This is a genomic window from Streptosporangium sp. NPDC002524 (assembly GCF_040295985.1).
In the GTDB taxonomy this organism is placed as follows: domain Bacteria; phylum Actinomycetota; class Actinomycetes; order Streptosporangiales; family Streptosporangiaceae; genus Streptosporangium.
Genome location: NZ_JBEOWK010000003.1, coordinates 211,782 through 235,225, shown reverse-complemented (window position 1 = coordinate 235,225; position 23,444 = coordinate 211,782). Strand labels below are relative to the sequence as shown.

Below are 23,444 nucleotides of genomic sequence, written 5' to 3'. Positions count from 1 at the left end.
GCGTGTTCTAGGGCGATCCGTCCTCCTTGTCTCGGGTGTCTTGGGTGTCTCGGCTGTCTTGGGCGTCGCGGGTGTCATGGGTGTGCCGGGCGTGTTGGGTGGCCGGGGTGTGTTGGGCGTCCCCGGGGGCTTTGGCGTCCCGGGTGGGCGGGTCGTGCCGGGTGCCTCGGTCGCCGGGAGCCGTCACCGGGACGGCGGTTCGCGGGAGGTCGCCCGTGTCCGGCAGGTCGCCCGTGTCGAGGTGGCAGCGGACCGTGTGGCCGTCGCCGGTGTGCGCCACCGGAGGGTCCACCGAGTCGCAGAGCCCCTCGATCCGCAGCGGGCAGCGAGCCGCGAACCCGCACCCGGTCGCGCCCTCCCGTACATTGACGCCTTCCCATACGTTGACGCCCTTCCGTTCGTTGGCGTCCTTCCGTTTGGTGACGCCGTCCCGTCCGGCCGCGCGCTCCCACCGGATCCGGCTCGCCCACCCGCTCGGGCGCGCTCGCGCGGGCTCGCTCTCTCGTGTGATCCCGCCCGCTCGCGCGGACCCCACCCGCTCTTCCGCCGATTCCTTTACCGGCTCTTCCGCCGGTTCTCCCGCCGGGAGGCGGATGCTCTCCGGGTCGTCCAGCCGGGCCCGCGAGGCGGCGACCAGCGAGGCGGTGTACGGGTGGTGCGGACCGGCGAGCACCCGCGAGGCGGGCCCCTCCTCGACGATCCGGCCGCGGTACATGACCGCGATCCGATCGGCCAGGTAGCCGACGACCGCGAGGTCGTGCGAGATGAACAGGTACGACGTCCCGGTCAGCCGCTGCTGTTCCGACAGCAGCCGCAGCACGCCCGCCTGGACGCTCACGTCGAGGGCCGAGACCGGCTCGTCGCACACCACCAGCTCGGGGTCCCCGGCGAAGGCGCGGGCGATCGCGGCCCGCTGCTTCTGGCCTCCGGAGAGCCGGTCGGGACGGGCGTCCAGCAGGTGGTCGTCCAGGCTGGCCCGCGCGGCCAGCTCGGCGGCGGTGCGGGAGCCGCCCAGCCCGCGGACCGCCCTGGTCAGGATCGCGCGGACCGTGTGGCTGGGGTTCAGCGACGTCTCGGGGTTCTGGAAGACCATCTGGACGCGGCGGCGGTCGCGCGCGTCGCGCCGTCCCACGGTCGCGGCCAGTTCCCGCCCGTGCAGCGCGATCGTCCCCGTTCCCCGCGGTCCGAGCCCGGCGACGGCGCGGGCCAGGGTCGTCTTGCCGCTGCCCGATTCGCCGACCAGGCCGAGAACCTCGGCGCGGCCGATGGTCAGGTCGACCCCGTCGACGACGATGGTCCGGCCGTACTTCCTGGTCAGGCCGCGTACCTCCAGCAGCGGCACCCCGCTCGGGGCGTCCGTACCGTCGGCCGGGCCGGTCGGCTCCAAGGGCGAACCGGTCGAACCGCTAGAACCAGTCGAATCGCTTGAATCGAGCGGCTCTGCGAAGGGCGCACCGGGTGCGTCGGATGGCTCCTCGAAAGGCGAGCCGGGTGTCGCGAGCAGCCGGTCGGTGTGGTGGCAGCGGGCCCGCCGTCCGCCCGGGGCGGGCTCCAGCGCGGGCGTCCTCTTCCGGCAGAGGTCGTCGGCGAGGGCGCAGCGGGGCGCGAACGCGCACCCGCCGACCTCCTCACCGGGAACCGGGGGCCGGCCGGGGATGGCCGCGAGCTCCCGCGCGTGGCGGGAGACGCCCAGCCGGGGGACGCTCGCCAGCAGCGCCGAGGTGTAGGGGTGCCGCGGGCTCGCCATCACCTCCGCCGCGGGGCCCTCCTCGACCATGCGACCCGCGTACAGGACGCCGACGCGTTCGCACAGGCGCCCGACCAGAGCCAGGTCGTGGCTGATCAGCACCACGGCCGCGTCCGTCTCCGCGCGCAGCGCCCAGAGGAGGTCGAGGATCTCGTGCTGCACCGTCGCGTCCAGGCCGGTCGTCGGCTCGTCGAGGACGAGCAGCCGTGGGCGGGTGGCCAGCGCGGCGGCGATCACGACGCGCTGCTGCTGGCCGCCGGATAGCTGGTGCGGGTAGCGCCGCGCGATCGCGGCCGGGTCGGGCAGCCGTACCCTGGCCAGCAGTGCGACCGCCTCCCGCCGCGCCTCGGCCCGGCCGCGTCCCTGCAGCCTGAGGACCTCGGCGAGTTGCGCGCCGATCCGCATCGTCGGGTCGAGCGAGCTGCCCGCCTCCTGGTGCACGACGGCGAGCGAGGTGGTCCGCCAGCGCCGCAGTTCAGCGGGGGAGAGGGCCGGCACCTCGACGCCGTCCACGGTCACCCCGCCGCCGGTGATCGAACCGCCCGGCGGCAGGTGGCGGCCCAGGGCGCGGCTCAGCGTGGTCTTGCCGCACCCCGACTCGCCCACGATCCCGTACGTCTCGCCCGGGGCGACGTCGAAGGAGACGTTCGTCACCGCCGGGACCTCGCCGCGCGCCGTGCGGTACGAGACCGACAGCCCCGTCACCCGCAGTCCCCGGCCCGCCGGTCCGCCTTCGCCGGATTCGCCGGAGCCACCGGATCGGGACCCGGGACCGTGTGAGTTCTCCTCGGACCAGGCCCCGGGACCGTGCGGGTTCTCCCCTTGCCCGGGACGGCGCGGTCGCGTGAGGTCGACGTCCCGGGTCACGGGCTCCCGCGGCGCGGGGAGACGAGGTCCTCCGGTCGCTCTCCCCGTCATGACGCCTCCCATCTGCCGCGCAGCGAGTCGGCGACGAGCGCGATCCCCACCACCAGCGAGGCGATGGCCAGCGCGGGGGCGAGTATGGTCCAGGGCGCGAGCTGGAGCCAGACGCGGTTGTCCGAGACCGAGGCGCCCCAGTCGGGGGAGCCCGGCGGCTGGCCGAGCCCCAGGAACGACAGCGTGGCGGCGGCGAAGATCGCGTCGCCGAACCGGGAGGTCGCCTCCACCAGCACGGTCGTGCCGACGTTGGGGAAGATCTCCCGCCGCATCAGCGACCAGGGGCGTTCCCCGCGCAGCCTGGCCGCCTCGACGTACGCTTTCTCCCGCTCGACCAGCGTCGCCGCGCGGACGCTGCGGGCCACGATGGGCACGAACGACCCCGCGACGACCAGCACCATGACGGTTACCGAACGGCCCGCCAGCGCCACGAACAGCACCGCGGCGATGATCGCGGGGAAGACCACGACCGCGTCGAGCAGCCGCATGACGATCTCGTCGACGAGGCCGCCGAACGTCCCCGCCACCAGGCCGACCGCGGTGCCCGCCACGACGGCGAGCGCGGTCGCGAGCGGCGCGACCTGCAGCACCGGGCGGGCTCCCGCGAGCATCCTGGAGAAGGTGTCGCGGCCGAACTGGTCGGTGCCCAGCCAGTGTTCGGGGCCCGGGGGCAGGAAGCGGCTCAGCGGGTCGTGCCGCAGCGGGTCGTAGGGGACCAGCTGCGGCCAGAACGCGGCGACGACCGCCCAGGCCAGCACGAGCGCGCCGCCCGCGACGAGGGCCACGCGGAAGTCACGCCCGGCCACCCGCCGCCGCACCCCGCCCGCGCCCGCGGTGACGGCGCTCATGTGGACTCCCTTCGTAAGCCCGTTCACGCGGCGGCCCCCCCGAGCCGGACCCGGGGGTCGAGCAGGCGGTAGGCCAGGTCGGCCGCGAGGATGATCGACATGTAGAGGACGCCGAGCACCATCGCGGTGGCCTGCAGGGTCGGCAGGTCCTTGTCGATCGCCGACTGCAGCAGCAGGGCGCCGATGCCCGGGTAGTTGAACAGCAGCTCGACGGCGACCAGCCCGCCGAGCAGGAACTGCAGCTGCACGCCGAGCGCGCTGGTCGCCGGCACCGTGGAGTTGCGCAGCACGTGCCGCCGCACCACCTGGGCCCGGCCGAGACCGCGCAGCTCCGCGGCCCTGACGTACGGGCTCTCCACGGCCGCCACGGTGCTCGCGCGCACGTGGCGGGCGACGTAGCCGGTGCACAGCAGGACGAGGGAGATCACCGGCAGCGCCAGGTGGCCGAGCCGGGTGAGGATCGTCGCGCCGTCCGGCGCCTGGGCCGAGGCGGGGAACCAGCGCAGCCGCACCGCGAAGACGACCAGCAGCACCACCCCCGTCACGAACTCCGGTATGGCGCCCAGGGCGAGCCCGGTGACGCTGATGACCCGGTCGACGGGGCGGTCGTGGTTGACCCCGGCGACCAGGCCGAGCGTCACCGCGACCGGGACCAGCAGGGCGAACGCCAGCCCGCCCAGAATGAGGGAGTCGGCGAGGCGCCCGAGCACGAGGTCGCGGACCGGCACCCCGAGCGTGTGGGAGTCGCCCCACTCGCCGGTGAAGAACCCCGACAGCCAGCCGGTGTAGCGCTCGGCGAGCGGCCGGTCGAGCCCCAGCTGCTCGCGGAGCCGCGCCACGGCCTCCTCGCCCGCCTCACGGCCCAGGATCGTGCGGGCCACGTCGCCGGGGACCAGCTCGGTGGCGGCGAAGACCAGCAGGGACACCGCGAGCAGGGTGAGCGGGATCGCCGCCAGCCGCCGGAGCAGGAATCGCCTCATGCCGCTCACACCGCCCTAAAGCCGCGAGACCGAGCTGAAGTCGACATAGCTCGATGGATGGGCCGCCACGCCGGTGAAGCGCTCGCCGGCGTACGCCCGGACGGTGCCGCTCCAGACCGCGATGATCACCGGGACGTCCTCGTGGAGCGCCTTCGCGATGATCGCGGCCTGGGTCCTGCGCTCCTCGTCGGTCGTCGCCGAGTCGTAGGCGTCGGTGGCGGCGTCCAGCGCGGGGTTGGCGTACTTCGAGCCGTTCCACACGCCGCCGCTCTTGACCATCGGGATGACGAACTGGCTGGGCACCGCGCGCCCGGCCCAGCCCACCAGGTTGGCCGGGGTGAACAGCCAGGGGGTGTCCTTCTCCTGGTCGCCGCCGTAGAAGTCGCCGGACGTGCGCTGGTCGAGCTCCACCTCGATGCCGACCTGCTTGAGCTGGTCCTGCACGGTGAGGGCGTAGTCCTTGCTCGGCGGGTCGTACGTCAGCGCGAAGGAGAGCTTCTCCACCCCGGCCGCGGCGAGCAGCGACGCGACCTTCGCCGGGTCCTTGGCCCGCTGCGGCACGTCCGGCGGCGCGGCCGGGAACAGCGCGGCGAACAGGTGGTCGTTGCCCAGCGCGCCGATGCCGTCGTAGACGCCCGCGTTCACCCCCGGCCGGTCCAGGGCGTACGCGATCGCCTGGCGCACCTCTTTCCTGTCGAAGGGCGCCTGGTCCACCCGCAGGGTGAAGGCGGTGAGGCCGGTGCCCTGGACCTGGTCGACGACGATGCCGCCGAGCCCCTTGAGCGGCCCGACCAGCGCGGGGCGGCTGAGGATCTGGGTGTCGATCTCGCCGCTCTGCAGCGCGAGGAGGTCCGCCTGGTCGTCGGCGTAGAAGGTGATCCGCACACCGTCCAGGTACGGCTTGCCCGGCTCCCAGTACCTGGGGTTGCGCTTGAACACCGCGCCGCTGGAGGCGTCGTACGACTCCAGCAGGAACGGGCCGGTGCCGACCGGCTTGGCGGTGAAGTCGCCCGCGTAGTCCGCCTTGAGGATCACCGCGTTGTAGTTTCCGGCCGAGACCAGGTACGGGAAGTCGGAGAAGGCCCGTTCCAGGGTGAAGACGACCGTCGAGTCGCCCCGGACGCCGATCCCGCCCTCGGCCAGCACCGAGTCGAACGCCGCCGCGGCGGCGGACTTGCTCTTCGGGTCGAGCAGCCGGTCGAAGGTGGCCTTGACCGCCTTCGCGTCCAGCGGCGTGCCGTCGGAGAAGGTGACGCCCTCGCGCAGGGAGAAGACCCAGCGCCTGCCGCCCTCCTCGGACTCCCACTTCTCGGCCAGGCGGGGTACGAGCTTGAAGTCCCTGTCCAGCCAGATCAGATAGTCGGCCACCAGCTGGACGATCGCGATCGCGGAGCCGTCGTACATGGTGACGGGGTCGACGGCGGTCGGCGGCGGGGGAGAGCCGGCGCGCAGGACGCCGCCGGTCTTCGGGGTGCCCGGCGGGGAGGCGGGAACCGTCCGGGAGCCGCCGCCCGCGCTCGCCGTGTCGCCCGCGCCGCCCGTGCTGCCCGCGCAGGCGGCGAGCAGCCCGGTCAGCGCGGCGCCTCCGGCCGCGCCGAGGAAGACGCGCCGTGACAGGCCGGGGAGGCGGGACAGGCCGGGAAGTCGGGACAGCGCCTCGCCGCCCGGGCCGCCCGGGCCGCCCGGGCCGCCCGGGCCGCCGGGGGTACTCCGGGGGGCACTGTGGGGGGATTCCTGCATGGGAGGGTCTCCTCGCGGTCGCGGCTGGTGAGGATCCGCGCGGCCCGGCGGCGTCCCGCGGCGGCTCGAATATATCCATACTATTCAGGTAGGAATACTGGGCTGTCAAGAGCGCGCGGCCCATCGGGACCGGATGGCATGGCCTTTCCAGGTCCTTGCCGGGCCTTCTCCTCCGTTCCCGGCCTTTCACCCCGTTCCCTGCCTTTACCGGAACGTCCTCACCCGTCGACGGCCCGGACGGGGCGGAGCGCGATCGCCGGGTCGGGCGCCCATCCCGGACGCCGAAGCGGCGACGGCGCCGCGATCCGCGCCACCCGCGCCGACTTCCTGCGACGGTCAGGGAGGCGAGTTCGCCGGTCCCGAGGCCAGGTCCGGGCAAACTAGGACCGAACCGTCAGACGGGAGACGCCGACGCATGAGTACGCCACCATCGCCGCGAGCGGAGCGGGCCGACGGACCGTCCGTCCGGATCGGCGCCCTCGTCCCGCTGACCCGGCCCGGATGGGTCGAGGCGGGCCGGCACCTGCTCGCCGGGCTCGAACTGGCCGTTCGCGAGGTCAACGAGACCGGCGGGATCGCCGGGAGCCCCCTCGAACTGGTGGTCCGGGACACCGCGGCCGACCCGGGGAGGGCCGTGGCGGCCGTGGACGAGCTGGCCCGGCTGGGCGTGGCCGCCCTGGCGGGGGAGTACCACAGCGTCGTCGCCCGCGCCGCCGCCACCAGGGCCGACGCCCTCGGCCTGCCGTTCCTCTGCTCGTCGGCGGTTCTCGACGCGCTCACCGAACAGCCGGCGCAAGGGGTCGCGCGTCTCGCCCCGGCGCAGTCCCACGGCTGGCGGATCTACGCGGACTTCCTCCTCGGCGCGGGCCACGGCCGGATCGCCGTGGCGGCCGAGCCGAGTGTCTACTGGTCGTCCGGGACCCGCGTCCTGCGGGACCACCTCGCCTCACGCGGCGGCACCGTCACCGAACTCGACGTGCGCGCGCTCACCCCCGCGGCCCTGTGCGACGAGCTCGCCGGTGGCCGCGAGACGGCCCTCCTGCTCCTGGCCGGTCACCCGGAACCGGCGGTGCCGATCGTCAGGGCCGTCCGCCGCGACCGGCGCCTCGCCGGGATCGTGATCGGTGCTCCGGCCGGGCAGCCGGAGTTCGCCGGATGGGCGGCCCTGCTGGGCGCCGACGGCGCCGCGATCCCGTTCCTGCGCTATCTGCCCGAGCGTCTCGGCCCGCTCGGCGCGCGGGTCGGGACGGCCCTTCGCGAGCGGCTGGCCGAGGCGCCCTCCTTCGTCGCCTTCGAGGGCTACGACACGGTCACCGTCCTCGCCGAGGTGCTGCGTGCCCACGGCACGGACCGGGCGGGCATCGCCGCATCCTGGCCGCGCGTCGTGGTCGAAGGCACCCGCGGGCTGATCCGGTTCTCCCGAACGCCGGGCATCGGCGTCTGGCAGTGGGCTTGGCCGCCGGTCCAGATCGCCGATCGGGATCCTGCGGAACCCGATCGCTTCCGGATTCTTCACACCGGCTGAGAGAGCACGGGCGGTCGCGGTCGGGTTTCACGTCGCCGACGACTCGCGAGGGGCGAAGGGGCGAAGGGTCGAACGGGCAAAGGGGCGAACGGGCGAACTCATCTCCCCGCCACTTTCATTTTGTATCAGATTCGCGCGCCTCATGAGACGCCGGAAAGTACTTCATACTGCCCGTTGCGAACCGGCCCGACGAACGATGGAGCGACGGAATTGCGCTACGTACTGGGTTTCGAGGAGATCAATTCAACGGATGTCGCGGACGTCGGCGGAAAGGGGGCGCACCTGGGCGAGCTCGCGCGAATCAACGACATTCGCGTGCCGGACGGCTTCTGCGTCACGACGGACGCCTTCCAGCGGGTCGTGGCCGAGATGCCCGCGGTCACGGCTCAGCTCGACCTGCTGTCGCGCGTGAAACCGGACGACCGCGCGGAGATCCGCGCCCTGAGCGCCGATGTCCGCCGCGTCGTCGAGGGCGTCGAGATTCCCGATGATCTCGCGGCGGCGATCGGCGAATCGCTCGCCCGGCTCGGGGAGTGGGCCGCTTACGCGGTGCGCTCCAGCGCGACGGCCGAGGACCTGCCGACCGCGTCCTTCGCCGGTCAGCAGGACTCGTACCTGAACATCGCGGGCCTGCCGGAGATCCTCCGGCACGTCCGGAGGTGCTGGGCGTCGCTGTTCACCGAGCGGGCGGTGACCTACCGGAGCCACAACGGCTTCGACCACCGCAAGGTACGGATGGCCGTCGTCGTGCAGCGGATGGTGTTCCCCGAGGCGGCCGGGATCCTCTTCACCGCGGACCCCGTGACCTCGAACAGGAGGATCGCCACTGTGGAGGCAGGCTGGGGGCTCGGCGAGGCGCTCGTCTCCGGCCTGGTCGCCGGGGACGTCTACACGGTGCGCGACGACCAGGTCCTCACCACGGCGGTCGCCACCAAGCCGCGCTCCGTCCAGGCGGCGCCGGGAGGCGGCACCCGGGACGCGCCGGTCGAACCGGGGCGGCAGACGCGGCCGGCCCTGACGGACGCGCAGGTCGTGCGCCTGGTGCGGCTGGGCCGGCGCGTCGAGGCGCACTTCGGCAGGCCGCAGGACATCGAGTGGTGCCTGGCCGGCGACGACTTCCACATCGTCCAGAGCCGCCCGATCACCACCCTGTTCCCCGTCCCCGAGACCGGCGACCAGGAGAACCACCTCTACGTCTCCGTCGGTCACCAGCAGATGATGACCGACGCGATGAGGCCGCTGGGACTCTCCATGTGGCAGCTGACGACCCCGCGGCCGATGCACGAGGCGGGCGGGCGGCTGTTCGTCGACGTGGCCCCCGTCCTGGCGACGCCCGCGGGCCGCGGGTACCTCCTCGGGACCCTGGGGAAGTCCGACCCGCTGATCCGGGACGCGCTGCAGAGCGTCCTCGACCGCGGCGACTTCATCCGCCCGCTTCCGGACGAGGACGCCGCCGCCGCGCCCGCCGGTGACCCGCCCGCCCCGATCGAGACCGATCCGGCCGTCGTCACCGAGCTGATCCGGCAGAACCAGGAGTCCGTCGCCACCCTGCGGAGCGAGATCCGGACCCTGTCCGGGCCAGCCCTGCTCGACTTCGTCCTGGCCGACCTCGCGGAGCTGAAGCGCCTCCTGTTCTCCCCGCGGAGCCACCAGGTGATCATGGCGGGGATGGAGGCGGCCTGGTGGCTCAACGACCACCTGGAGGAGTGGCTGGGGGAGAAGAACGCGGCCGACGCGCTCACGCAGTCCGTCCCCCACAACGTCACGTCGGAGATGGGACTGGCACTCCTCGGCGTCGCGGACACGATCCGGCCGTACGCGGACGTCGTGGCGTTCCTGCAGCGCGTCGCGGACGAGGGCCGGGAGGGCGACGGCTTCCTGGACGAGCTGGCCGGTCCGTCCGGCCCGGTCGGCGGGCGGGAGGCGCGTGACGCCATCCGTGGCTATCTCGACGAGTACGGCATGCGCTGCGCGGGCGAGATCGACATCACCAGGACGCGCTGGAGCGAGCGCCCCGCCACGCTCGTGCCCGCCATCCTCGGCAACGTCAGGAACTTCGAGCCGGGCGCCGGTGAACGACGTTTCGAACAGGGGCGCCTGGAGTCACGGCGGAAGGAGCGGGAGATCCTGCCGCGACTGCGCGCCCTGCCCGACGGGGAACGCAAGGCCGAGGAGACCAAGCGGATGATCGACCGCGTCCGCGCCTTCGCCGGATACCGGGAGTATCCCAAGTACGGCATGGTCAGCCGCTACTTCGCCTACAAGCGGGCGTTGCTGGGGGAGGCCGATCGCCTCGTCCGCTCCGGCGTCCTGCGCGAGAGGGAGGACATCTTCTTCCTCCGGTTCGAGGAGCTGCGGGAGGTCGTGCGCACCGGCACCGCGGACGCCGGGCTCATCCTGGAAAGGCGGGAGGCGTTCCGGTCGTACGAGGCGCTCACACCGCCCCGGGTCCTCACCTCGGACGGCGAGGCCGTCACCGGCCGGTACCACCGTGACGACGCCCCGCCCGGCGCGCTGGCCGGTCTCCCCGTCTCGGCCGGGACCGTCGAGGGCCGTGCCCGCGTCGTCATGGACATGGCGCACGCCGACCTCGAGGCGGGCGACATCCTGGTCACCGCCTTCACCGACCCCAGCTGGACCCCCCTGTTCGTCACCGTCGCCGGACTGGTGACGGAGGTGGGCGGCCTCATGACGCACGGGGCGGTGATCGCGCGGGAGTACGGCCTGCCCGCCGTCGTGGGGGTGGAGGGGGCCACCCGGCTGATCCGGGACGGGCAGCGGATCCGCGTCCACGGGACCGACGGATACGTCCAGATCCTCGACTGAACCGCCGCCCCGTACCCGGGACTCCAGTGCCCGTCCCCGGCCGAACCGCCGCCCTGTACCCGGGACTCCACCGCTCGTCCCCGGCCGAACCGCCGCCCCGGATCCAGGACTCCCGTGCCCGTTTTTGTCTGAACCGCCGCCCCGTACCCGGGACTCCAGTGCCCGTCCCCGGCCGAACCACCGCCTCGTACCCGGGCCCCCGGCACCCGAGACCCCGGGGAGCGGGCGGGCCGAGCGTGAGCGGCCCCCGTGGGGCGGACGGTGTGCGCTACGGGCCGGTGACGGTGCCGGAACCCCACGCCCAGGCGGCGATGCCGACCCGGTTGGCCACCGCGAGCTTGCGCTGGACGTTGGCGACGTGGGTCTTCACCGTGCCGGAGCCGATGAACAGCTCGGCGGCGATCTCGGCGTTGGTACGGCCGTGGGCGACCAGCCGGGCGACCTCGAGCTCCCGCTCCGTCAGCGGCTCGGCGAGCGCGGAGGGCGCGGAAGGCGCGGCGGGCGTCCGGAGGTGGGCCAGCAGGCGGACGGTGACCTGCGGGCTGATCAGCGTGTCACCGGCCATGGCCGCCCGGACGGCCTCGACGAGCAGGGCGGGGCCCGACCGCTTGAGCAGGAAGCCGCAGGCGCCGTTGCGCAGCGCGGTGTGCACGTACTCGTCGAGGTCGAAGGTCGTCACGACGACCACCCGCGTCTGCCCGGCCAGTAACCGGGTGACCTCCAGCCCGTCGAGCCTCGGCATGCGGATGTCGGCGAGCACCACGTCGGGCCGCAGGTGGCGGGCCAGCTCGACGGCGCTGTGGCCGTCCGCGGCCTCTCCCACCACCGTCATGTCGGGCTGGGAGTCGAGGATGAGCCGGAAGCCGATCCGCACGTCCTCCTGGTCGTCGGCGATCAGGATCCGGGTGGTCATGCCGGTCCTCCTCGGCTCGCGGCCGGACGGCCCACGCGTGGTCCGGAGTGCCGGAACCGCCATGACGGGTGGGCGGGCACGAGCGCCTCGACCCGCCAGCCGCCCGGCTCGGGTCCGGCCGACAGCGAGCCGCCGAGCACCTCGGCCCGCTCGGTGAGCCCGACCAGGCCGAAGCCCCCGCGGCGGGCCGCCTGCGAGTGACCGCCGCCGTCGTCGTCGACGCGTACGCGGACCGACTCTCCCGCCCGGGTGACGGTGATCGCGACGCGGGTCGCCTCGGGGGCGTGGCGGCGCACGTTGGTGAGCGCCTCCGTCACGACCCGGTAGACGGTGGCGGAGGTCTCCTGGGAGAGCCGCCGCTCCAGCCCGGGATCGACCGAGAGGTCCACCCGCACCGACGGGGAGTAGTCGTCGGCGAGCCGCGCCAGGCCGTCGACCCCGGGCAGCGGTCCCGTCGCGTCAGGTCCGGCCCTGTCGGCTCCGTCGGCCTCGTCGGCTTCGTGGAGCATCTGGACGGTCCGGTCCATGGCGGCCAGAGCCCGCTGGCCCGCCTCCTCGATACGCCGCAGCGCGTCGGCCACCTGCGGCGGGAGCTCCCCGGGCACGAGCCGGGCGGCCTGCGCCTGCACGAGCATCCCGCTCACGTCGTGGGCGACGAAGTCGTGCAGGTCGCGGGCGAGCACGAGCCGCTGCGTCCGCCTGGCCCCGGCCACCGCGCGGCGCCGGCCGTTGTCCAGCACGCGTACGTAGAGGCCGGCCCCCGCCGCCGCGACCGCGAGGAGGGACCAGCTCGCGCAGGCCACGAGGGTGAACGTGATCTCGCCGGGCCAGAGCGCGCGCACGAGCATCAGCGCGACCGCGCCCCCCGCCAGCCCGGCCGAGGCGACGGCCTGGGGGGCCGGTGCGCGCCTGGCGGCCATGAACGTCAGCACGAGCAGGGGAGGCACCTCGGCCAGCGCCCAGGGGACGGTGCCGCCGTGCCATCCGGCCAGCGGGTGCGCGACGGTGATCGCGATCGAGATCGCCCCGCCCGCCGCGGCGGGCCACGCGGGCGGCACGCGCGGCACGAACGCCACGATCATCATGGCGAGTGCCACGAACGCGGCGACCTGGTCCATGGATCGACTCTACGGGGACACCCGGCCCCGTCGGATCCGCCGAAAGGAAGAGGAGGCACAACGCCAACCGGGTGGAATCCGCCGAACGGCAGAGGGCGCTCGATACCCGGTCGCCGCGGATCCGCCGAAAGGAAGAGGAAATACGACGCTCATCGGGCGGAATCCATCGAACGGCAGAGGGCGCGCGATCCCCGGCCCCGGCGAATCCGCCGAAAGGAAGAGAGGGCGCGGCACTCGCCGGGTGGAATCCGCCGAACGGCAGATGGGCACGGCGCGCCCGTCGCCCGACGCTTGAGGCATGGAAACGATCACGGAAAGAACAACCACGGACCACCGGAAGGCGACCCCCCGATGGCCCCGCTGGGCGGCGTACGCGGCGGGCGCGTGGTCGCTGGTCTACGGCGGCCTCGGGCTCTACTGGGCGCGGGGCGGCGCGGGCTTCCCCTTCGGGGAGGGGGACATCCCCGACGCCAGGGCGGAGTCGTTGCTGGGTGGCGCGACGGCCTCGGCGACCGCGCCGGTCATCGCGGCGCTCGGGCTGGCGGGCGCGGTGCTCGCGCTGGTCATGGCCCGGGTACGGCCGCGCGGCGCGCCCCGCGTCGCGGTGCTCGCGATGGCGTGGGCCGTCGCGGCGACGCTCGTCGTTCTCGTCCCCGACGCCCGGATCATGATCGCGGTCGGATACGCTCCGATCGTCCTGGCCGGGCTGCCGTTCGGCTGGCCGGACGTCGACTACTTCGAGGTCGCGCTGCCCTGGCCGGTGCTGAACATGATCATCTGCCTGGCCGGAGGGCTGCTGTGGGCGGGCGCGGCACTGGCCTTCCAGCGGCGTACCGCCGATTCCTGCGGCGGCTGCGGCCGTTCCGCGGGCGGGAGCGCCACCTGGACGACCCCCGCCTCGGCGGCCAGATGGGGACGCTGGGCGGCCTACACGGCCTTCGTCGTCCCGCTCTTCTACGCCGTGGTCCGCTGGGCGTGGGCGCTGAACATCCCCCTGCTGGCCCCGGCGGAGGGGCTGTCCTGGCTGCACGAAACGGGCCTGGTGTGGGCGGGGGCGGCGCTGGCGACGATCGCGGCGACCGGCGGTGTGCTCACGCTCGGGCTGGTGCACCGCTGGGGCGAGGTCTGGCCCCGCTGGGTGATCGGGCTGGCGGGCAGGCGCGTGCCGCCCGCCCTTCCGGTGGTCCTCGCCTCGGTGGTCACGGCCGTACTGCTGTCGGCGGGTGCGCAGGCCGCGCGCACCGCGGACTGGACCGATCCGGCCTCCGTGCTGAGCAGCCCGATGGCGTACTGGCCGATCTGGGCCGTGGCCCTCGGCGTGGCGACGCTGGCGTACCACCTGCGCAGGCGGGGCCGCTGCCGCCACTGCGGGCTGATCTGACCGGCCCGGCCAGAGGACGGCCTGATCAGACCGGCTCGGGCAAGGGACGGCTTGATCTGACCGCCTCCGGCAGCGGACGGCTGGATCTGAACGGCTCCGACAGGGGACGGCTTGATCTGACCGGCTCGGGCAAGGGACGGCTTGATCTGACCGCCTCCGGCAGCGGACGGCTGGATCTGAACGGCTCCAGCAGGGGACGGCCGGGACGCGGCGGAAACGGGGCGAGCCGGTGACCGTACCCGGCCCGTCACCGGCGCCGTACGACCACGACCACGGCCGCGGCCGCGCGGGCCGGTGTCACGGGGCCGGCGCGGCGGCGTCGCAGGGCTCGGGGGCCCGCGACGACGACGGCGGAGGCGTGGCGGGTGACCTGCGCGAGAGCAGGTATCCCGCCAGCGCGGTGAGCAGGCCGGTCAGGCCGGCCGCCGCGAAGCCGCCCGCCGGCACGGACGCGTCGATCGCCACCCCCACGACCGGGGCGCCGAGCGCGAACCCCGCGCTCGCCGCCGAGGACTGCAGGCCGGTCGCCTCACCCCGCACACCGGCAGGCGCCAGCCTGCTCACCGCGTCGGAGACCGTGGAAAGGGTCGGCGCGGTGAGCAGCCCGGCACCGATCACGGCGACGCACAGCCAGGGCCAGTCCTGGGCGAGCCCGGCCGGGACCGTCACCAGCCCGAGCAGGCCGAGCAGCAGCCAGGTGGGCATCGACCAGGGCAGCGACCCGTACACCAGGCCGCCCACGACGGACGTCACCCCGAACACGGCGACGACCACGGCCGCCCACGAGACCTGACCGGCCTCCCGGAGGGTGGCGACGATGGCCAGGTCGACGCCGCTGAGCAGCATCGCGACACCGAACCCCATCGTCAGGACGGCGAGCATGCGCGCTCCCAGCCACTCCCGGCGCCGGGGCCGGGGCCGGCCCGCCGCCGCCCCGTCCGCCTCGTCCTCGGTCCGCATCGGCGGGTCGAGCAGGGCGATCCCCGCCCCGCCGACGACGATCGCGGCGCCCACCCCCCACGCCACCACGCCGGGGGACAGCGTCGCCGCGCCCAGGATCACCACCGCCGGGCCCACGATGTACGACAGCTCGCCCACCACCGACTCCAGCGCGAACGCCGCCCGCCGCTGCCCCGCCGCCGTCATCGCGGCGATCGCCTGCCTGGTGACCGACTGGACCGGCACCATCAGCAGGCCGGCGGCGAAGGAGGCGCCCAGCAGGATCACGTACGGCAGCGCGGGCAGGCTCAGCCAGAACACGAACTGCGGCACGATCGTGGCCAGCAGCACGGTACGCAGGCCCCGCCGGTCGATCATCCGGCCCAGCAGCGGCCCGCCCAGCGCGACACCGGCGGTGAGCGCCGCCACCACGCCTCCCGCCGCCGCGTAGCTCATGTCGAGGGTGATGACGACGTACATCGTCACCGCCATCGCGTCCGCCGTGATCGCGGCACGGGCGAGCAGCGAGACGCCCAGCAGCGGGGTCATCCCCGGCACCGCGAGCACCTGTCGAAATCCCGTCACCGGTTCAACGCTAGATCACCGGAAAGGCCATAGGAAGCCGTCAATTCGTTGGACCAGGCATGATGAACGCTTATGGCCCGTGATCTCGACACCGCCCTGCTGCGGTCGTTCGTCACCGCCGTGCGGGCGGGCAGCATCAGCCGCGCGGCGGCGGCGCTCGGCCGCACCCAGCCCGCGCTCAGCCAGCAGTTGCGCAGGCTCGAAAGGGCCGTCGGCAGCCCGCTGCTGCACCGGGCGCCGTCCGGCGTCTCGCCGACCCGGGCGGGTGAGGAACTGCTGCCCTACGCCGAGCGCATCCTCGCGCTGTCGGCGCAGGCGCTCGCCGAGACGGGACGCGCGCTCACCGGGCACTGCGGGGTGGGACTCCTCGAGGACCTCGCCGCCTCCCGCCTCTCCCAGGCGCTCGCCGACCTCGCGCGGCTGCACCCCGGCGCGACGCTGGAGGTGCTCAGCCTCTCCAGCGCGGCGATGCGGGAGGCCTACGACACGGGCCGGGTCCAGCTCGTGCTCGACGAGGTCCCGGACCTTCCCTGGCCACCGCGCTGGACGGTGCGCCTGCCGCTGGTCTGGGCGGTCGGCCGGGGGGTCGCCGCCGACGCCGATCCGCTGCCGGTGGTGCTGTTCTCGAACACGTGCGCCTGGCGGACGTCGGTGCTGGAGGCGATGGAGGCGATGGAGGGCACGGGGCGCCGCTGGCGGGTGGCGTTCGAGAGCAACAGCCTCGCCGGGGTGCTCGCCGCGCTACGGGCCGGGCTCGGGGTCGCGGCGCTCCTGCCCGCCAACCTCGAACCGGCGATGGCCTGCCACGACGCGGCCGCGCTGCCCGCCCTGCCGGACGTCGAGCTCGGCCTCGCGCGCCACCCAGGCACCGAGGGCGACGCGCTCGTCGACGCCGTGGAGACCGCCCTGCGACGGATGATCTGAGCCCCTCCCGGTCAGACGGCGAGATCGCCTAGAGGAGATCGACACCGATCGACACCGATCGACACCGCCGCGCCGAGGAGAACCGGCACCCGGGCGACCCGCACCCGGGCGACCCGCACCCGGACGACCCGCACCCGGACGACCCGCATCCGGGCGACCCATCGGCCGGCGTTCTCATCGGAGACGCCGGTGTCCACGGCCGTCCGGGCGGCAAGACCACCTGGGGCCCGCCCGCTCAGGCGGCGCTGCGACGCCTCACCGCGACCGGCGGCGGCCGCGTGCCTTGAGGGGGGTGAGGGGCAGCTCGGGAGCGGGCAGCGGGGCGGCTCCCGTGCCGGGCACCGTGCCGAACGCCTCGCCCTCCATCCACTCCCGCCGGAACCCGGCGATCTCCTCGTGGCTCCGGCCGACGAAGTTCCACCACATCACGATCCGCTCCTCGAACGGCTCGCCGCCGAGGAGCAGCAGCCGTCCGGCGCCCTCGGCGCTCAGGGCGAGCTCCGAGCGCCCGCTGCCCAGGTAGAGCAGCGGCCCGGGGGAGAGGTCCGTCCCGCCGGTCCGTACGGTGCCGGATAGGGCCAGCGCGGCGTACTCGAAGCCGGGGCGCAGCGGGATCGAGGTCCCGGCGCCCGCCTCCAGCGTCACCTCGGCCCCGACCAGCGGGGTGTGGACCGTCGCGGGGGAGGTGACGCCGCCCAGCTCGCCCATGATGACCGTCACCGTCACCCCGGGAGAGGTCAGCGTGGGCAGCGCCGGGTGGTGCTCGAAGGCGGGGGCGACGCCGCGGGCGGCGGAGGGGAGCGCCACCCACAGCTGGACCCCGTGCAGCACGGCCCCGGCGGGCGACTCCTCCGCGTGGGAGACGGCCCGCCCGGCGGTCATCAGGTTGAGCTGGCCCGGCCTGACCGGCTGCTCGCTGCCGACGCTGTCGCGGTGCAGGATCTCGCCCTCCACGAGCCAGCTGACGGTCTGCAGGCCGGTGTGCGGGTGCGGGGGTACGTGCATCCTCGCCCGCTCGGGGCCGTAGTGGTCGACGAAGCACCAGGCGCCGACCATCCTGACGTCCCGGTTCGGCAGGGTCCTGGTGACCTTCATCGCCCGGGGGCCGCCCAGCACCACGTCCCGGCCGGTCAGCAGCTCGTTCACCGGCTCCGCGGCCACGTCCGCGAGGCCGCCGCAGGCCGACTCGCGCGGATCCGTCTCCAGGTTGCTCATCCCGCGAATGTACGTCGCGCCCCGTCCGTACCGGGCATCGGGTGGCATCGGGTGGCATCGTCCCCCGGGAAGGGGATCACGTGCGTGGCCGGCGGCCGGTTCCGGTATCTTTCGTCCACCCCGCCGGGCACCCACGGACCAGGCGGGACGGACACCGTGTGAAGTGAGAGGCCGAATGACCACCGAGACACCTCCGAGCGGATCCCGCAAGAGCCGCTGGAGCGCGCAGACGTGGTTCAACGTCGTGTTGCTCGCCATGACCCTCCTGCTGGGGGTGTCGGCGATCGTCGGCGCCACGGTCCTGCAGAACGCGGCGTCCGCCTCCAACCGGCTGATCGACCACATCTCGGCGGGCAGGCTCCAGGCCGAGCGCCTGCAGACGACCCTGCTGAACCAGGAGACCGGGGTGCGGGGCTTCGTCATCACCGGCAAGGAGGAGTTCCTGCAGCCGTACGCGAACGGGCGGCGCGACGAGGTCGCCGTCTCGGCGCAGATCGGGCGGCTGGCGCCGGGCGCGGCACCCCTGCGGGCACTCAACGAGGTGTCACGGCTGGCCGCCGAGTGGCGGACCCGCTACGCGGAGCCGATGATCGCCAGTGTCAGGGACGAGGGCCCGGAGAGCGTGAGCGCCGGGCAGGCCGAGGAGAGCAAGCGCTCCTTCGACGCGGTCAGGAAGGGGCTCGACGCCCAGAACGCCGCCTGGGCCCACGCGAGGGAGGTCGCCCGCGCGGACCTGGGGGCCGCCCGCACGGTGCGGGACGCCACCTTCTTCGGCATCCTGGCCGCCTTCCTGGTCACCATCGTCACGGTGGCGTTGCTGCTGAGGGTCGCGGTGTTCGGCCCCCTGGCCCGGCTGCGCGAGGCCTCCCGCAGGGTCACCATGGGAGACTTCGCGCACCACGTCGACACCGGCGGCCCGGCCGACCTCGCCGAGCTCGCCGACGACATGGAGGCGATGCGCCGGCGCATCGTCACCGAGCTGGAGGAGGCCCGCGGCTCCCGGCTGCGGATCGCCGCCCAGGCCGAGGAGCTGAAACGCTCCAACGCGGAGCTGGAGCAGTTCGCCTACGTGGCCTCGCACGACCTGCAGGAACCGCTGCGGAAGATCGCCTCGTTCTGCCAGATGCTCCAGCAGCGGTACGCCTCCCAGCTCGACGACAGGGCCAACACCTACATCGACTTCGCCGTCGACGGCGCCAAGCGCATGCAGGTGCTCATCAACGAGCTGCTCACCTTCTCCCGGGTCGGGCGGATCAGCAGGGAACCCGTCGAGATGGACCTGAACGACGTGGTCGACAGGGCCCTGGCCAACCTCGCCGCGGCGGTGGAGGAGTCCGGGGCCGAGATCGAGGTCGGTGACCTGCCCGCCGTCGTCGGGGACCGGACCCAGTTCGTGATGCTCTGGCAGAACCTGATCGGCAACTCCCTCAAGTTCCGCGACCCCGGCCGCGTGCCCCGGATCGGGATCGAGTCCGAGCGGCTCGGCGGGGAGGTGCGGATGACCGTGACCGACAACGGCATCGGCATCTCCCCCAACTTCGCCGACAAGATTTTCATCATCTTCCAGCGGCTGCACCAGCGGGACGCCTACGAGGGCACCGGGATCGGCCTGGCGCTCTGCAGGAAGATCGTGGAGCAGCACGGCGGCACGATCCGGCTGGACACCGAGTACGCCGAGGGGGCCCGCTTCGTCATCACGCTGCCCGCCGAGATCGTCGTGCCGGAGCGGGAGGGCGGGGCGGAGGGCGAGGCCGAGGGTGAGACGGAGGGCGAGGCCGGACGGGAGGGCTCCGCGGAGATCGCGGCCGGGACCGTGCCGTGACCGGACGGGAGGACCTCGCGGAGATCGCGGTTGGGACCGTGCCGTGACACGCGGACGGTACGCGCGGTATCCGAATGCCGTTACCGTTTACCGGATGGAGGAGATCGACCGCCGTATCGTCACATTGCTGGCCAGGGATGGCCGGATGAGCTTCACCGATCTCGCCAGGGAGACCGGGCTCTCGGTGTCGGCGGTGCACCAGCGGGTGCGCCGGCTGGAGAAGCGCGGCGTGCTGCGGGGGTATGCCGCCCTGGTCGACTACGACGCCATCGGGCTCTCGCTCACCGCGTTCGTCTCCATCAAGCCGATCGACCCGGCCGCCGCCGACGACGCCCCCGAGCGGCTCGCCCACCTGAGCGCCGTCGAGGCCTGCCACAGCGTGGCCGGGGACGAGAGCTACATCCTCAAGGTCCGGGTGGCCTCGCCGATCGCGCTGGAGGAGCTGCTGAACCAGATCCGCACCGCCGCCAACGTCTCCACCCGCACGACGGTCGTGCTCAGCACGCCGTACGAGCACCGCACCCCGGAGCCGCCGGGCGAGGACGGCGGGAAGCCCGAGGAGCGCGGCTGAGCGCCTGAGGGACCGCTCCAGGGCCCGCGGGGGCCCGGCGGGGTGCCGCTCAGCCCTCACCTCGTCGGGAGGCCGTTCCCGGCTTGCCGGGAATGAGGTGATTGATCCAAGCTGGACGGATGTCTCCCAGAAAGATCATCATCGACTGCGACCCGGGGATCGACGACGCGCTGGCGCTCGTCCTCGCCCACGGGAGCCCCGAGCTGGAGATCCTGGGGATCACCACGGTCGGCGGCAACGTCGGGCTGGCCAGGACCACCGACAACGCGCTGCGGCTGCGCGAGTTCCTGGGGTTCGGCGGCGTGCCGGTGGTCGCGGGCAGCGCGGGCGCCCTGCTGCGCCCCCGGGTGGACGCGGCCGGGGTGCACGGGGACTCGGGCCTGGGGGAGGCGCTGCTGCCCCCGGCGTCGCTCCCGCCGGCCGCCGGGCACGCCGCCGACTTCATCATCGAGACGCTCCGGGCCGATCCGGGCGAGGTGACCCTGGTCGCCATCGGCCCGCTGACCAACGTGGCGCTCGCCGTGCTCAGGGAGCCCGCGATCGTCGGCTGGGCGCGGGGGCTCACGATCCTCGGCGGCTCCTACACGCGGGGCAACTTCTCCCCCGCGGCCGAGTTCAACATCGCCGCCGACCCGGAGGCCGCCGCGATCGTCTTCGGCGCGGGCTGGACGGTGACCATGATCGGCCTCGACGTGAGCCGCGGCGCCGTGACCACGCGGGCGGTGGCGGAGCGCATGGAGGGGATGGGCAGGCTCGGCGCCGACCTGCTCCTGCCGTGCGTGCGGTTCTACGGCATGATCACCGCCGAGGGCGGGCCCGCGATCCACGACGCCTGCGCGATCGCCCACCTGATCGACCCGTCGCTGATCACCCTCGAACCGGCGATCGTGGACGTCGAGACGGCGGGCCGCTTCACCGCCGGGATGACCGTGACCGACTTCGCCCTCCGGGGCCGCGCACCCAACGCGCTGGTCGGCACCTCCCTGGACGTGGGCCGCTTCTGGGACCTCCTGCTCACCGTCTACGCCCGGGTCGCGGAGTCGATCGAGCCCTGAGGCCGCCCGGCCTCCCAGGGGACGACCCTGCGAGGAACCCCGGCGCTGACCGGGCCCCGGCGCCGGTGCCGCCCGGCCTCCTAGGGGATGATCCTGCGGCGGCGAAGGTCGCCGAGGATGTCCAGGAACATCGCCTCGGTGTCGACGTACTCGTGGAAGCCGAAGCGCCGGGCCTTGGAACCGTCGGCGAAGAAGTCGTAGTCCCAGGAGAACACGGCGTCGCCGAAGGCCCAGGAGGACACGTCCCCGTACGGGTGCGGCTCCAGCCCGTACCTCTCGGTCATGGAGTCCCAGAGCGGTCCCTTGTCGGCCATGACGACGTCGAGCGACATCGGCAGGGGAGGGGCCACCTCCAGGCCGAAGAAGCGGGCGATCCTCGGCCACATGTCGTTCCAGCGGAAGAGGTCGCCGTTGTTGACGTTGAACGCCTGGTCGGCGCAGCGCTCGTCGGTCGCCGCCCAGACGGTCGCCCTGGCCAGCAGCCCCGCGTCGGTCATCTCCAGCAGCGTGTCGTAGGCCCCCGGCCTGCCGGGGAAGCGCAGCGGCAGGCCCAGCTCCTTCGAGATCGCGCCGTACACCGCGATCACCATGGCGAGGTTCATCGGGTTGCCGAGGGCGAAGCCGCAGACCACGGACGGGCGGATCGCCGTCCACGTCCACCCCGCCCCCTCGCGGCGCTCCTCCAGGAAGTCCTGCTGGGCGACGTTGAACTCCGGCGGCATGTGGTGCGGGTCGCTCTCGCGGGCCGGGGTCTTGAAGGGGCCCAGGTGCGCGCCGTAGACCTTGTACCCCTGCATGAGGCTGACGTGCCGCAGGCCCGGCGCCACCGGCTCGACCGCGTCGACGACGTTGACGAGCATGGCGAGGTTGGGCGGGACGAGCTCGGCCCAGGTCGGCCGGTCCTGGTAGGCGGCGTAGAAGACGTGGGTCACGCCGGTGAGCTCGCCGAGTTTCCCGGCGCGGTCGTCCCGGTCGAGCAGGTCGACCGAGACGTGGCGGACCCGCCCCGCGCTCTCCCCGCCGCGGCGCGACAGGCCGATCACGTCCCAGTCGCCGAGCGCCGTGAGGTGGTCGACCAGGTTGCGGCCGATCACCCCCTGGGCGCCGACGACGAGGGCGACCTTGGGGTGAGTGCTCATCGTTCTTCTCTCGATCGGTGCGGATGGGCCGCGCGCGGTCACGCTCCCGTGCCGGGGGACGCCGGTGCCGTGCGGTCCGATTCTGTGCGGCTCCCCTCCCATGAGTCCAAGGCTTGTTTCTTGTCGCTGCCATAAGCGTCGTTCATGGCAGGTGTCGCGTCCGGCGCGCGCTCCACATGACCCCAGGTCATGATTTATGGGGTTCTGATAATTTTTGTGCATGTTGAGCCTGCGACAGCTCGAATACCTGGTGACCATCGTCGACCAGGGCTCCTTCACGCGGGCCGCCGAGATCCTCCACGTCACGCAGCCGGCGCTGTCGCACCAGATCCGGGCGCTGGAGCGGTCGGCCGGCGCCTCCCTGCTCGAACGGCTGCCCAGGGCCGTCCACCTCACGGCGGCCGGGCGCGCGATGCTGCCGCACGCGCGGGCCGCCCTGGCCGACGCGGGCCGCGCCCTGTCGGCCGTACGCCAGACGACCGGGCTGGCCGGGGGAGAGCTGCGGCTGGCGACGGTCTACTCGGTCAGCATGGGCGTGCTGCCCGCCGCGCTGCGCGCCTGGAGCGGTCTCCATCCCGGGGTCGACGTCAGGCTCTTCGAGCACCGCCACGCCGACGAGCTGGCGGAGGCGATGGCGAGCGGGCAGGCCGACCTCGCCATCGGTCCCCGGCCCGCGTCCTGGGCGGGGCCGGTGCGCACGCTCGGCACCGAGGAGTTCGTCGTGGCCGTCCCCTCCGGCGATCCCCTCGCGTCCGGCGGGATGTCCTCGGTGGACCTGGGCGACCTGCGCGACCGCCGCTGGGTCCACTACGCCCCCGGCAACGGCCTGGCCGACATCCTGGACCGCGCCTGCGCGGAGGCCGGGTTCCAGCCCAGGATCGCGGTCCGTACCGAGCAGACGGCGTCGGCCCCGACCCTCGCGGCCGCCGGCCTCGGGCCCGCGCTCATCCCCGCCAACATCGTGCCCGGGGGGTACGAGGGCCGCATCCTGCGGCCGAGGCCCGCCGTGACCCGCGTCCTCACCGCCTACGCGCGCACCGGGTTCGACGCCCTCGGCGGGGCCTTCCTCGCGCTGCTCGCCGAGAGCGCGGCGGTCACGCTCCTTCCCCCGCCGGACGCCCGTCCGGCTTCCTGAGCGTCCCGGCCCCCACACGCCGCGGCCCGCGTCCGTGGGACGCGGGCCGTGTGCGGTGCGAGG

The 23,444-nt window shown here is 73.8% G+C and carries 18 protein-coding genes; 8 read left to right on the top strand and 10 right to left on the bottom strand.

The annotated features are described in order from the left end of the window. Positions 1 to 7 precede the first annotated feature (7 nt). The 4 genes from ABT053_RS05990 to ABT053_RS05975 all read right to left on the bottom strand — a co-directional run bounded on the left by ABT053_RS05990 (position 8) and on the right by ABT053_RS05975 (position 6,233). A complete protein-coding gene (locus ABT053_RS05990) occupies positions 8 to 2,452 on the bottom strand; it encodes a dipeptide ABC transporter ATP-binding protein (RefSeq protein WP_350967758.1) in 2,445 nt (814 codons plus the stop codon). 209 nt (positions 2,453 to 2,661) lie between these two features. Continuing rightward, positions 2,662 to 3,513 carry an ABC transporter permease gene (locus tag ABT053_RS05985; protein WP_350967757.1) on the bottom strand — a complete coding sequence of 284 codons (852 nt, stop codon included), beginning with the start codon at positions 3,511 to 3,513 and terminating at the stop codon, positions 2,662 to 2,664. Between the two features lie 23 nt (positions 3,514 to 3,536). Further along, positions 3,537 to 4,493: an ABC transporter permease gene (locus ABT053_RS05980; protein WP_350967756.1), complete on the bottom strand. Its 957-nt coding sequence runs from the start codon at positions 4,491 to 4,493 to the stop codon at positions 3,537 to 3,539. Positions 4,494 to 4,508: 15 nt separating this feature from the next. Beyond that, the gene (locus ABT053_RS05975; protein WP_350967755.1) at positions 4,509 to 6,233 is read right to left on the bottom strand and encodes an ABC transporter substrate-binding protein; all 1,725 of its coding nucleotides are present in this window, start codon (positions 6,231 to 6,233) and stop codon (positions 4,509 to 4,511) included. A 415-nt stretch (positions 6,234 to 6,648) separates the two neighbouring features. On the opposite strand from ABT053_RS05975, the gene ABT053_RS05970 reads away from it, so the two are divergent. Further along, on the top strand, positions 6,649 to 7,758 hold the full coding sequence (locus ABT053_RS05970) for an ABC transporter substrate-binding protein (RefSeq protein WP_350967754.1): 1,110 nt from the start codon (positions 6,649 to 6,651) through the stop codon (positions 7,756 to 7,758). A gap of 210 nt (positions 7,759 to 7,968) precedes the next feature. Beyond that, on the top strand, positions 7,969 to 10,584 hold the full coding sequence (gene rph / locus ABT053_RS05965) for a rifamycin-inactivating phosphotransferase (protein ID WP_350967753.1): 2,616 nt from the start codon (positions 7,969 to 7,971) through the stop codon (positions 10,582 to 10,584). A gap of 268 nt (positions 10,585 to 10,852) precedes the next feature. Here rph and ABT053_RS05960 read toward each other — a convergent pair whose 3' ends face one another. Next, entirely contained in the window at positions 10,853 to 11,497 is a 645-nt protein-coding gene (locus ABT053_RS05960; protein ID WP_350967752.1) for a response regulator, read from the bottom strand. After that, a complete protein-coding gene (locus tag ABT053_RS05955) occupies positions 11,494 to 12,615 on the bottom strand; it encodes a sensor histidine kinase (protein ID WP_350967751.1) in 1,122 nt (373 codons plus the stop codon). The genes ABT053_RS05960 and ABT053_RS05955 overlap by 4 nt, the downstream gene beginning before the upstream one ends. A 298-nt stretch (positions 12,616 to 12,913) precedes the next feature. On the opposite strand from ABT053_RS05955, the gene ABT053_RS05950 reads away from it, so the two are divergent. Then, complete coding sequence (locus tag ABT053_RS05950) at positions 12,914 to 13,996, top strand: hypothetical protein (RefSeq protein WP_350967750.1); 1,083 nt, start codon at positions 12,914 to 12,916, stop codon at positions 13,994 to 13,996. A 297-nt stretch (positions 13,997 to 14,293) separates the two neighbouring features. Here the strand turns inward: ABT053_RS05950 and ABT053_RS05945 are convergent, their stop codons facing one another. Then, on the bottom strand, positions 14,294 to 15,520 hold the full coding sequence (locus tag ABT053_RS05945; protein WP_350967749.1) for an MFS transporter: 1,227 nt from the start codon (positions 15,518 to 15,520) through the stop codon (positions 14,294 to 14,296). A 72-nt stretch (positions 15,521 to 15,592) separates the two neighbouring features. Between ABT053_RS05945 and ABT053_RS05940 the strand changes: the two genes are divergently transcribed. Further along, entirely contained in the window at positions 15,593 to 16,444 is an 852-nt protein-coding gene (locus ABT053_RS05940) for a LysR family transcriptional regulator (protein WP_350967748.1), read from the top strand. 11 nt (positions 16,445 to 16,455) lie between these two features. Here ABT053_RS05940 and ABT053_RS05935 read toward each other — a convergent pair whose 3' ends face one another. Further along, complete coding sequence (locus ABT053_RS05935; protein ID WP_350967747.1) at positions 16,456 to 16,641, bottom strand: hypothetical protein; 186 nt, start codon at positions 16,639 to 16,641, stop codon at positions 16,456 to 16,458. A gap of 58 nt (positions 16,642 to 16,699) precedes the next feature. After that, a complete protein-coding gene (locus ABT053_RS05930; RefSeq protein WP_350967746.1) occupies positions 16,700 to 17,659 on the bottom strand; it encodes a pirin family protein in 960 nt (319 codons plus the stop codon). A 175-nt stretch (positions 17,660 to 17,834) separates the two neighbouring features. Here ABT053_RS05930 and ABT053_RS05925 point away from each other — a divergent pair, with 175 nt between their 5' ends. The 3 genes from ABT053_RS05925 (at position 17,835) to ABT053_RS05915 (ending at position 21,107) form a co-directional block, all read left to right on the top strand. Continuing rightward, complete coding sequence (locus tag ABT053_RS05925; protein ID WP_350967745.1) at positions 17,835 to 19,481, top strand: sensor histidine kinase; 1,647 nt, start codon at positions 17,835 to 17,837, stop codon at positions 19,479 to 19,481. A gap of 94 nt (positions 19,482 to 19,575) precedes the next feature. After that, the gene (locus ABT053_RS05920) at positions 19,576 to 20,052 is read left to right on the top strand and encodes an Lrp/AsnC family transcriptional regulator (RefSeq protein ID WP_350967744.1); all 477 of its coding nucleotides are present in this window, start codon (positions 19,576 to 19,578) and stop codon (positions 20,050 to 20,052) included. A 119-nt stretch (positions 20,053 to 20,171) separates the two neighbouring features. Continuing rightward, positions 20,172 to 21,107 carry a nucleoside hydrolase gene (locus ABT053_RS05915; protein ID WP_350967743.1) on the top strand — a complete coding sequence of 312 codons (936 nt, stop codon included), beginning with the start codon at positions 20,172 to 20,174 and terminating at the stop codon, positions 21,105 to 21,107. Between the two features lie 80 nt (positions 21,108 to 21,187). On the opposite strand, the gene ABT053_RS05910 is transcribed toward ABT053_RS05915, so the two are convergent. Then, on the bottom strand, positions 21,188 to 22,246 hold the full coding sequence (locus ABT053_RS05910; protein WP_350967742.1) for an SDR family oxidoreductase: 1,059 nt from the start codon (positions 22,244 to 22,246) through the stop codon (positions 21,188 to 21,190). 220 nt (positions 22,247 to 22,466) lie between these two features. Here ABT053_RS05910 and ABT053_RS05905 point away from each other — a divergent pair, with 220 nt between their 5' ends. After that, positions 22,467 to 23,381: a LysR family transcriptional regulator gene (locus tag ABT053_RS05905; protein ID WP_350967741.1), complete on the top strand. Its 915-nt coding sequence runs from the start codon at positions 22,467 to 22,469 to the stop codon at positions 23,379 to 23,381. The last annotated feature ends 63 nt before the right edge of the window (positions 23,382 to 23,444 follow it).